Origin of the sequence: Pseudoalteromonas sp. UBA2102, assembly GCF_002331165.1 — a bacterium.
Lineage (GTDB): Bacteria > Pseudomonadota > Gammaproteobacteria > Enterobacterales > Alteromonadaceae > Pseudoalteromonas > Pseudoalteromonas atlantica.
In genome coordinates this window covers 25,488-36,737 of the sequence record NZ_DCYU01000117.1, presented here as the reverse complement: position 1 = coordinate 36,737, position 11,250 = coordinate 25,488, and the positions used below count along the sequence as shown (strand labels likewise).

The window sequence follows — 11,250 nt, the reverse complement described above, 5'->3', positions numbered from 1 at the left end:
TGGTTATGCAATCTTTTTACCTGACATTCGCTTTGAAATAGGCCACCCAGGTAAATCGACAACGCAAACCATGATCAACGCCACGCAAAGGCTTATAGACTTAGGCATAGCCGACCCAGCTAAAATAGGCCTACAAGGGCATTCATGGGCAGGTTATCAAAGTGCGTTTATGATCACCCAAACAGATATGTTTAAAGCGGTTGTATCGGGCGCGCCGGTATCAAACATGACCAGTGCATACAGCGGCATACGTTTAAAGTCGGGCCTTGCGCGTCAATTTCAGTACGAAACAGGGCAAAGTCGCATAGGTAAAAATTTATTTGAAGCACCCGAGCTATACATCGAAAACTCACCAGTGTTTTTTGCCGATAAAGTAAATACCCCTATTTTAATTATGTTTGGGGATAAAGACGACGCAGTGCCTTGGCACGAAGGCGTGCAATATTACTTAGCCCTGCGCCGTGCGGGTAAAGACGCCACCTTTTTACAATACGAAGGTGAACCACATCATTTGAAAAAGTTTCCTAATCAGGTCGATTTTTCAGTGCGTATGATGCAGTACTTTGACCATTACTTAAAAGGCAAGCCAGCCGCTAAGTGGATGACAGAAGGTGAACCGTTCGTTGAAGAGTAAAACCCATTCGCAATAACACTTAGTTAAGGAGTCGGTTTAAATACTAAAAAAGCCGATATTGTATAAATCAATATCGGCTTTTTGTTTTAACGTTTCTATTATTAAGCTACAAACACAGCTCTCTAAATGGCAAAGTGGCTGCACCAATCGAGACCGGAAAGTTATTAATGTTTGAGACCACCAGCTTAGGCATTGGGCGTTTAGCACCGCGTCTAAATTGTGCGTAAACCTCAGTACGCGCTATTACTTTTTCGGCCAGCTCTTTAGGTATATGGCCGCCAATAATAATCGCTTCTGCATCTAATAGCGCCGAACAACAAGTTGCTACTAAATCAAACGAGTCTTGAACTTTAAATAGCCACTCTTCTACGCCTGGCCATTCTGGGTCAAAGTCATCGTGCAGGTCGTAAATTGAATCAACCGCTACACCATTTTTTTTCAAAATACGCTTTAGTAACTCTAAATTGGGATGAGCGTATAACTTTGGCGGTAACATATCGCCAAGCTCGCCAGCATTACCGTAAGTACCACGCAGTACATCGCCGTTATTTACGATTCCGCCTCCAAATGCCGCCGAGACAAACATATAAACAAAGTTTTTATACTCGCGGCCTATACCTGCAACCCCTTCGCCAGCGGCGGCGCCTGTAGCGTCATTCACCACCCACGTAGGGAGTTGAAAATGCTTAGAGACAATATCGATAATATCAACCTGCGACCACTCCTCTAGCATATGGTGGGTATTCATTTTACCGTCCATAGAGCTAAAAAAGCCCGATATACCCACGCCCATCCCCAGCACTTTTTCGCTTGCAATGTTATGCTCTGCGCTTATATCGTCCACCAGCTTTTGCGCACTTTTAAGTACGTTATTAATACTCATGTCTGACATAAGCTGCATATGGGTGTAAATAACTTTACCGGTAAAATCCATAACCGCTACAGAAATAGCATCAAGCAAAATAGCTAAACCAAAGGTAAAGCCGTATTCGGGGTTAAGCGCAATACCAAACCCAGGCTTACCCTTTTTATTAGGTATTAGCGTATCGGTTTGCATTATTACGCCATGCTGAGTTAACGATTTAAGTAAACGCGAGACAGTTTGCTGCGGAATTCGGGTGGCGCTCACAATATGGCTTTGTGTTACGCACTGCTCCCAAAACACCACTTTAATAATATCACGTTCAATGTCTTGAAAAAGTTTGTCGCCTTTTCCAAGCTCAAATCCTGAGCGTAATAAGTTACTGTTATTTAGCGAAAACATAGCTATTAACCCTAATAAAATTGGAGCACAAGGTTACGTTAAACCACTTTAAAGAACAAGTAGGCGAGCGCGCCTACTCAATCACTATCACTCTAAAATCGTTAACGTTAGTATTGGTTGGCCCAGTAATAATTAAATCATCAATGGCTTTAAAAAACTGATGGCTATTATGGCCTTCTAACTGAGCGTGTAAGTTTTCGCCAGCATCAAGTGCGCGCGCAATCGTGCTGCTATTTATATACGCACCGGCAACGTCTTTACTGCCATCTACACCATCGGTATCACAGGCTATGGCATAAATGCCCGCCTCGGCGTTAAGCGCCTCTGCCAATGCCATTAAGTACTCTTGATTAGGGCCACCATCGCCATAAACATCGGCTACCGTTACTGTAAGCTCACCGCCAGAGAACAACATAACGCGCTTACCTTGCGCTTTTTGCTCAAGGGCAATTTTAGCATGTGCGCGGGCAACCTCTTTTGCCTCACCTTGAATGTCGTACCCCAGTACTTGCGTATTCCAGCCTTGGTGCTGCGCTACATCAATAGCACTGTCAATCGCGTGCTGGGCATTAGCCACAATAAAGTGTTTGCCTTGAGTATCAGCCGCGCGTGGTTGCTCAGGCTTTAATAAATGCGCTTCAATTTCGTTAATAACCGGCCAGTTGTACTTTTGTAAAATAGCCAGCGCATCGGCTTTAGTGCTGTTATCGCTAATTGTGGGGCCTGATGCAATATCACTTGGCTTATCCCCTACTACATCCGAAATAATCAGCGTGACATAATCCGATTTAGCCGCTTGCGCTAACTTACCGCCTTTAACAAGCGAGAGCTGTTTGCGCACAACGTTAATTTCATCAACGCTTGCACCGCTTTTAAGTAAAAACTGATTAAGCGCCTGCTTTTGCTCAAACGGTACATCATCTACCGGCAAACACATAAGCGACGAGCCGCCGCCTGATATAATAAACAAAATAGGAATATCGGCCGGATTATTTTTTACAAGCGCCAATAACTCTTTACCTGCTGCTAAGCTGTTATCATCAGGCGTTGGGTGATTAGCACTAAGCACTTTAATGCGCCCAGTATCGCCGGCACTTTCGTAGCCATAACGTGTCACTACCGCACCAAAGCATTTATCACCATAAAAACGGTTAACCTCTGCGGCCATTTCGGCGGCGGCCTTACCGGCGCCCACCACACATAAACCATTACTGGCATCTATATTTTCCAAGTACTTACTCATGCAAGCACTGGGTTTACAGGCATTTACCGCCGTGGTAAATAAATCGATTAAAAATGACTTTTTAGAATCCATGGGTTAACGCTCACGAAAAAATTGATGGAATAGCAAGGCAAATTAATACCATCACAACAAACATGCTAAGCAGCATAACGATATCTTTACCGGTTAAAATTGAGTTTGAGATAGTCTCAGCGTTTTGCGCTTTAGCAACCTCGTTTACTTCGCGTGGAATCGCAATGCTTGTCGTAAAGGTAATCACCGCTGTAGCCACAAAGCCAATAAAGTTCCACCAAAACCAAAATACGTCTGGTGCAAATACCGACACCAACAAGTTAATTAACACACCACTAATTAAGCCTATGTTTGCATGCAGCGCAGCACTGCGCTTACTAACTACGGCAATTAAAAATACCGCCAGTATTGGGCCATAAAATAACGAGCCTACTTTGTTAATGGCTTCAATAATAGTAGGTGCGATATCACCAGCATAAAGCGATAAAATTAACGTAATTGCCCCCCAAATAAGCCCTAAGTATTTAGCCAGTTTTAAGTAGGTTGGTTGGTCTAGCTCTTTATTCGAAATACGGCTGTAGTCTTCAATACTTACCGCCGAAAGCGAGTTAATAGCAGAGCTAAGTGATGACATAGCCGCCGATAAAATAGCCACCACTAATAAACCAATTAAGCCATGTGGTAAGTAATCTAAAATAAAGATTGGCATCATCCAATCTGGGTTATCGGCTGGAATTTTGGCTAAAAATTCAGGATTGCTCATAGCCAGTGTGCCTACAATTAAGCCCGACACACAATATAAAATAGTAATAGGAAAACGCACTACGCCGTTGGCTAAAATCATGTAGCGTAAGTTTTTAGGATCTTTTGCACTAAGTGCACGTTGCGCTTGTGTTTGGTCACACCCATAGTAAGAGGCGTAAAGCACCACACCACCAAAAATCATAGGTAAAAAGCCAAAACCATCGCCACTAAATCCAAACGAATCAAATTTTATGGCTTCTAATCGGCTCGAATCAACATTAGCAATAAAGGTATCAACCCCACCTAAGTGATAAAGTCCAAAGCCAATACAAGCAATAGTTCCCAGTACAATGATGATCATTTGAATTGCATCACCATACACCACGGCTTTCATACCCCCTTGCAGTGAATATAACACCGTGATCACGCCGGTAAGCACAATGGCTTGCCATGCTTCTATGCCCATGGTGCCTTGGAGAATAAGCGATACCGCATAAATCATAATGCCGGTGGCAAATGCGCGGCTAAACTGAAACACCACACTAATAAGCACACGGGTAGAACGACCAAAACGCATTTCTAAGTAATCATAAATACTTACAATACCGCTTTTATAAAGCTTAGGTAAAATAGTCGCTAAAATTAAAATCATCGCCAGCGGCACACCTAACTCATACGAGAGCCATTGCATACCACCGCCTTCACGCAAACCAACAAATGCAGGAGCCGAAATAAAGCTAATGGCCGAAAGCTGAGTGGCCATTACCGACAAAGCTAAAGGTTTCCACCCTAAGCTTTTGCCTCCTAAAAAGTAATCACTTTTATTGGTTTGTTCGCGTAGCATAAACCCCATTACCAATAAGGCACCAAGGTAAAGAGCAACTATTGAAAAATCTAATATATTCATAATTATTTCGCGTATTCACATTAAGAAAACACAGCGCCTTCTCAAAAATAAAAAACTAAACAGCTATATGCTTACTTCTAAAACAGTCCCTAAAAACAAGCCTATCGCTAACTTAGCTGAAAAATGCATCACAATGCAAAAAGCCTATTAACCCCAAAACAGGTTAATAGGCGTAAAGCATTTATTTAAAAGTCGTATTTGACTCTAAATGTAACGCGTCGTGGGAGAATTGGACGGCCTACAAAGTAAGGATTGTCTGACGTTTGGCTGTTGCCTAAACGCGGCGAGCCTTCGGTAACACCATCCGAGTCAAACAAATTAAATACCCCTACGCTTAAACGTACGGTTTGCTCTGGGGCGATTTGCCAGTTATAACCCGCATCAAATCTAAACAAGTGGAATGAATCAAGCTCTACAGAGTTTGCATCGTTAGCAAAGTTTTTACCTGTAAAGTTATGATACAAAGCAGCATCCCAATTATCTGCGGTGTAGCTTATAGAAGAGTTAAATAATACTTTTGGTTTACGACGTAACTCGTTACCAATAATAGAAGGGTCTGAGTCAAACTCAGTAAATTCGTGGTCAGTGTAGGTCATGTTGGCATCAACCGCCCACTCGTCGGTAATATCGTAGCGACCCGTAAGCTCCACACCCGTTGCTTTGGTTGATTGCATAACAGGCAGCTCTAATACCCCACCGTTGCCATCGTTAACAAAGTCTACGCTGCGTCTGTCTTTTAGGTCGGTTCTAAATAACGCAATGCTACCGCTAAAGTCGTTATCAAAAAACTTAATACCAAGCTCGCCTTGTTCAACAATTTCGGCTTCGTAGCTGGCAGGCTCACCTAAATCATTAAACTGAATCCCTCTAATTTCAGGGAAGAAAAACCCGCGAGATGCATTCGCGTATACGTTTAAGTTATCGGTTAAGCGGTATAAGGCTGCACCCGATACTGCAAATTCAGAGGTGTCTACTTCGCCGTAGGTCATTACACCACTGCCTGTGGTGTTTACCTGCAAATTAGGCGCAAGTGATGGATCATCAGAAATTTGTACAACTTGGCTGCCTTCACGGCTAATTTTGCCGTCAATTTCTTCATAACGTACACCAAAGTCGATAATCCAATCATCACTTTCCATTTGGTCCGCTACATAAAGCGCACGACGGGTAGCGCTAATTGTTTGGTTGGTGTAAGAAATACCTGGGCCACTAATACCATTTTGTGTGTACTGAACAACATCACCATCGGCATTGGTGTACGTTAAATCAACCAGCTCAGGGTTATTGTTAAATTCCCCCAAGTAGGTCGTAATAACGTTATCGTCATCGGCTTCACTGTGAGAGAAAAACGTACCTACGGTAATATCGTGGCTAAAATCGCCAACAAAAATACTTTTAACAATATTAAATTCGGCAGAAAAATCCTCTGCTGGGCGGTCTCTATCTAAAATACGATTAGCAAATAATAAGTCATCGCTTGCCAGTGCCTGCCCCGATGCAGTGTAAGTAAACGCTGCATTGCTTACATCACCTAAGCCACGGTTAGCTAAAAACTCTTCTTGGCTCTCAGGTACATTAATAATACCGTCGCCATCTAAAAATAGATTAAATTCGTGTTGGTACTTTGCGTATTTACTGCGCATGTTAATAGCAAAATCGTTAGCGAGCTCTTTTTCAAATACGACCGAGATTGAGCCACCTTTAGTTACCACACCATCACTAATTGGCGATTCATAACGACCATTGGCAGTATCGTAAGAGAGGTTAGACACATTAGCAGTTTGTAATGACTCCACCTCGCGTCCATCGTTACCAGTTAAGCGTTCGCGGCTGTCGCCATCAAGCGGAATAGGCAGGTAAAACTGCGCTTGGTCGTCAATGTATTGGCCATACACAGTAAATGAGCCAGAGCCGTCATCAAATTCTTTACGAATATTACCGCGCAGCTGAGTGCCTTTAGTCTCAAGCCCTGTATCTAACGGACCCTCATCGTAACGGTAAAAGCCCGACAGCGCATAATAAAGGCCATCTTCGTTAAGCGGCCCGCTTGTAGCAAAATCTAAACGGGTACGGCCCTGATCAGAAAGCTCCATTTGCACAGTACTTTGCGGATCATCGCTGCCTGTTTTAGAAATATAGTTAATAATACCCGCTACAGAGCCTTGGCCAAATAAGTTAGACACACCGCCACGCACAAATTCTACACGCTCAATACCTAAGTCGTTTCGGTAGTACACATCAAACGCCGATGAGTTTAAGCCAAAAACACTCAAACTAGGTGAACCGTCGTACGACAGTGGCGTAAACTGAAACTGACCCGATGAAGGTAAGCCTCTTACTTGTAGGTTTGTTCCAACCTCACCACCGCCCCCTTCTACTTTAATACCTGGGATATAACGTAATACATCTGCTTGGCTGCTTGATGAAAGCTTTATTAACTCATCTTCGCTAATAGAGGTTACTGACTGTGGGGTATCTGAAATAACGCGTCCTTTGCTGGTACCAGAGACGATAATACGTTCAACGTTATTTTCTTTTTTTGCTGTATCTGGCGCAGTCTCTTCTGCGGCAAACGCGCCTTGTGTGAGGCATAAAGATACAATAGAGGCGATCGTAGTTTTATTCACGGGTATTCTCCAATTGTGCTAGTTGTCTGTGTGTAATTACTTAGAGTGTGGCTAAGTAAGTGCGAAATAATCAAGTATACATGTTAGTTTTTTGTTACTTCGAACAGGATTTAAGCACAGAAAAAAAACATTTACAACCCATAATGAGTGCTTTAATATTATCAAAATCGAAAATAACACACAAAGAGCACCCAATATGACTACTACAATCAACGGTAAACTTGATGCAGCCACAGCGGCATCGCTTACAGAACTTGCTACTAAAACACTTATAGCAAACGATTTAGGTGGCTATACCGTCCCTACGCATGGCCTTTACCCGTTTCAGTGGAACTGGGATTCAGCGATTACAGCCCTAGGGTGGATGAAGTCTGACGAGAGCCGTGCGTGGCAAGAAATTGATGTGTTATTTTCAGGCCAGTGGGATGACGGCATGGTACCACATATCTTATTTCATAAAGATTCAACTACCTACTTCCCTGGTCCAGATGTGTGGGGCTCTGATAAAAAAATTAAAAGTACGTCTATTTCGCAGCCACCCGTTGTGGCAACAGTAATGAAAGAAATGCTTGCCAGCGCACAAGATAAAACCCTTGCAGAGCAAAAAGTTAAAGCATTATTTTCTCAAGTTGTTGATTACCATTTATGGTGGTACAACGACCGCGATCCTGAAAACACAGGCTTAGTGGTCACTTATCATCCGTGGGAATCGGGTATGGATAACAGCCCATCGTGGGATGATGCCCTTGAAGCTGTACCTGGTGTTGATTGGGAATACACCCGCCGCGACACCAGCCATGTTGATTCGTCGCAGCGCCCGCATAAAAGCGAGTATGACCGTTTCTTATACCTAGTAGACTTTTTTAAACGTAACAATTTTGATAGCAAAGTAATTTACGAAACCTGCCCGTACAAAATGAACGACCTAGGTATTATTGCTATTTTGCACCGTGCGACAAAAGATTTACTCAAAATGGGTGAACAACTCGGTTTAAACGATGCTCGTACCGATTATTTAGCACAGCGTCTAGAACTAACTCAAGCAGCAATTAATACGTTATGGTGTGAGCAAAGCGAATACTTTTACTGTAAAAACGTGTTAACCAACAGCCTAGCTAAAGTTAAAACATCGGCGGCACTACTAACCGTTTATGCTGGTTTAACAACTGACGAGCAAACGCGTATTATTAATACCGCGACAGAAGATTTTATTGAGTCGAGTCAATTTAGTGTGGCATCTACCCACCCTAAAGAAGAAAAATACGAGCCACAGCGTTACTGGCGCGGCCCTATTTGGTTACACATTAACTGGATGATAGCCATCGGCCTTAAAGAAGCAGGGTTTGTGACCACGGCAGATAAAATTCAGGACGACACGCGCGATTTAGTGCTTAAATCGGGTTACTACGAATATTTTAACCCAGAAACAGGCGCTGGCTGTGGTGGTAAAGATTTCTCATGGACAGCCGCTATTGCGCTGCATTGGCTACTTGATTAATAACTAAGGCAGCATTATGAAACACACAATATGTTTTGGTGAAGTATTGGTTGATTTACTCTCTGATAAATTAAGCCAAAACAACAGCGAGCACGAAGCGTTTACTAAGTTTGCAGGCGGTGCGCCTGCAAACGTAAGCGTAGCTATTGCAAAGCTAGGTGGTAACGCCTACTTTGCTGGCATGCTAAGCACCGACAGCTTTGGTGATTTTTTACATAACGCCTTAAAAGAGCAAGGCGTAAAAACCGACTTTATGCGCTTTACCGACCAAGCAAAAACCGCCCTTGCGTTTGTATCACTTGATAAGGACGGCGACCGTACGTTTGAGTTTTACCGTGATAACACCGCCGATCTGCACTTTACTAATAGTGACTTTAGCAGTGAATGGTTTGAGCAATGCGATATTTTTCATATTTGCTCAAACACCTTAACCGACGAGCGCATACGTAAAACCACCGCGTATGGGGTTGAATTTGCCAAGCAAAATAACTCAATTGTCAGTTTTGATATTAACTTACGCCTCAACTTATGGCCTAGTAATGCTAACCCGCGTGAACACATTTTACCCCTGATAAAACACTGCTCTATTATTAAAGCCTCTAAAGAAGAGCTTGAATACTTAGCGGGTGAGCAAACGGGTGAAGAATTTATAGCCGACACTCTCAATAATGGCTGTGAGTTATTTGTGGTTACCGATGCAGGCAACCCGATGCATTGGTATACCAAAAATGCCAAGCAAACGCTTCACCCTAAAAAGGTTACTATGGTTGATGCTACCGCCGCAGGAGATGCGTTTGTAGGTGGATTGCTGTATCAACTAGGCTTACAAAACCTGACTCCTAGCTCTTTTAGTAAGCTTTGCGACAACCCCGAAACACTAACAACTATTTTTGAATTTGCTTCGTTATGTGGTGCTCATGCAGCATCTTACAAAGGGGCATTTACGTCTCTTCCTAACGAAAAATCGCTTAACGATTTTAGGAGCGCACTATGAGCCTCACACCTGATAACTTTAAAAGCCGCGAATTTTTAACACAACATATTGCCGATACGCTGGCGTTTTACGAGCCAAACATAGACGACGAACACGGCGGTTTTTACCAAAACTTTTCGGATAATGGTGAGGTATTTGATAAGCAAACTCGCCACCTAGTAAGCTCTACTCGGTTTGTATTTAACTATGCACGTGCGTACCAAACCTTTAATGACGAAAAGTACCTAAACCGTGTTAAATCGGGTATTGAGTTTATTCGTAAGCACCACTTTGTTGAGCAAACAGGCGGTTACAATTGGTTATTAAGTGTTAAGCAAGGTAACGCCACTGTACTTGATGATACCAACCACTGCTATGGCTTTGCGTTCGTGATTTTAGCCTACAGTTGGGCATACCGTGTAGGTGTTACAGAGGCACGCGAATACCTAAACGATACATTTCAAACAATGGAAACGCATTTTTGGGATGCAAAAGCGGGTTTATATAAAGATCAGCACAACAATGACTTTACTAAGTGCGATCCGTATCGCGGGCAAAACGCCAATATGCATACGTGCGAAGCACTTATTGCCGCTTATGAAGCCACTCAAGATGAGCTATTTTTAAATCGCGCGCTCACACTGGCTGATAACATGGTTAATCGCCAAGCTAATTTAATGGGTGGGCTTATTTGGGAGCACTACGATATAAATTGGCAGGTTGATTTAGAGTATAACAAAGACGATCCTAAAAATTTGTTTCGCCCGTGGGGTTTTCAGCCAGGTCATCAAACTGAGTGGTCAAAACTATTAATGTTTTTAAATAAGCATAAGCCACAAACTTGGCTTGTAGAGCGCGCTCAAGCGTTATTTGATAATTCAATAGACGTTGCATGGGATAAACAACACGGCGGTATTTGTTACGGATTTGCGCCAGATAAAAGCATATGTGATGACGACAAGTACTTTTGGGTGCAAGCCGAAACACTGTGCTGTGCAGCCTACCTTTATGAAACCACCGGGGATGAAAAATACCAGCAGTGGTATGACAAAATTTGGCAGTACTCGTGGCAGCACTTAGTTGATCATCAATACGGGGCGTGGTTTAGAATTTTAACCGTAGATAACAAAAAAATAGATACCATGAAAAGCCCAATTGGTAAAACGGATTACCATACTATGGGTGCCTGTTTTGACGTGTTGGCGTTATTAAAATAACCCAATAAGGTAAAACATTTAATTGTGTTGTGTAGACCTTTAAACCGCCTTTTTGGCGGTTTTTTTTGCCTAAATGATTACGCCTTTAATACCCTAAAAATAATCACCACAAAATATAATTTTGTGCGCGC

The 11,250-nt window shown here is 42.8% G+C and carries 8 protein-coding genes; 4 read left to right on the top strand and 4 right to left on the bottom strand.

Annotation, left to right across the window (positions count from 1 at the left end; all coding sequences use genetic code 11):
- Window positions 1-634: alpha/beta hydrolase family protein (locus B2R65_RS15910; protein ID WP_286744282.1), on the top strand; the 634-nt coding region annotated here is incomplete at its 5' end.
- A 106-nt stretch (window positions 635-740) separates the two neighbouring features.
- On the opposite strand, the gene B2R65_RS15905 is transcribed toward B2R65_RS15910, so the two are convergent.
- The 4 genes from B2R65_RS15905 to B2R65_RS15890 form a co-directional block, all read right to left on the bottom strand.
- Complete coding sequence (locus tag B2R65_RS15905) at window positions 741-1,898, bottom strand: ROK family transcriptional regulator (RefSeq protein WP_273611631.1); 1,158 nt, start codon at window positions 1,896-1,898, stop codon at window positions 741-743.
- A gap of 73 nt (window positions 1,899-1,971) precedes the next feature.
- Window positions 1,972-3,213 (bottom strand): glycerate kinase type-2 family protein, encoded by a 1,242-nt coding sequence (locus tag B2R65_RS15900; RefSeq protein WP_273611630.1) that lies wholly within the window; start codon window positions 3,211-3,213, stop codon window positions 1,972-1,974.
- Between the two features lie 10 nt (window positions 3,214-3,223).
- Window positions 3,224-4,804 (bottom strand): sodium:solute symporter family protein, encoded by a 1,581-nt coding sequence (locus B2R65_RS15895; RefSeq protein ID WP_273611629.1) that lies wholly within the window; start codon window positions 4,802-4,804, stop codon window positions 3,224-3,226.
- A gap of 185 nt (window positions 4,805-4,989) precedes the next feature.
- Complete coding sequence (locus tag B2R65_RS15890) at window positions 4,990-7,431, bottom strand: TonB-dependent receptor (RefSeq protein WP_273611628.1); 2,442 nt, start codon at window positions 7,429-7,431, stop codon at window positions 4,990-4,992.
- A gap of 196 nt (window positions 7,432-7,627) precedes the next feature.
- Between B2R65_RS15890 and B2R65_RS15885 the strand changes: the two genes are divergently transcribed.
- From B2R65_RS15885 to B2R65_RS15875, 3 genes are read left to right on the top strand one after another with little or no spacing between them, the layout of a single operon-like run.
- Window positions 7,628-8,929 carry an MGH1-like glycoside hydrolase domain-containing protein gene (locus tag B2R65_RS15885; RefSeq protein WP_273611627.1) on the top strand — a complete coding sequence of 434 codons (1,302 nt, stop codon included), beginning with the start codon at window positions 7,628-7,630 and terminating at the stop codon, window positions 8,927-8,929.
- A gap of 16 nt (window positions 8,930-8,945) precedes the next feature.
- Window positions 8,946-9,923: a carbohydrate kinase family protein gene (locus B2R65_RS15880; RefSeq protein WP_273611626.1), complete on the top strand. Its 978-nt coding sequence runs from the start codon at window positions 8,946-8,948 to the stop codon at window positions 9,921-9,923.
- Window positions 9,920-11,119 (top strand): AGE family epimerase/isomerase, encoded by a 1,200-nt coding sequence (locus B2R65_RS15875; protein WP_286744272.1) that lies wholly within the window; start codon window positions 9,920-9,922, stop codon window positions 11,117-11,119. The genes B2R65_RS15880 and B2R65_RS15875 overlap by 4 nt, the downstream gene beginning before the upstream one ends.
- Window positions 11,120-11,250: the final 131 nt, after the last annotated feature.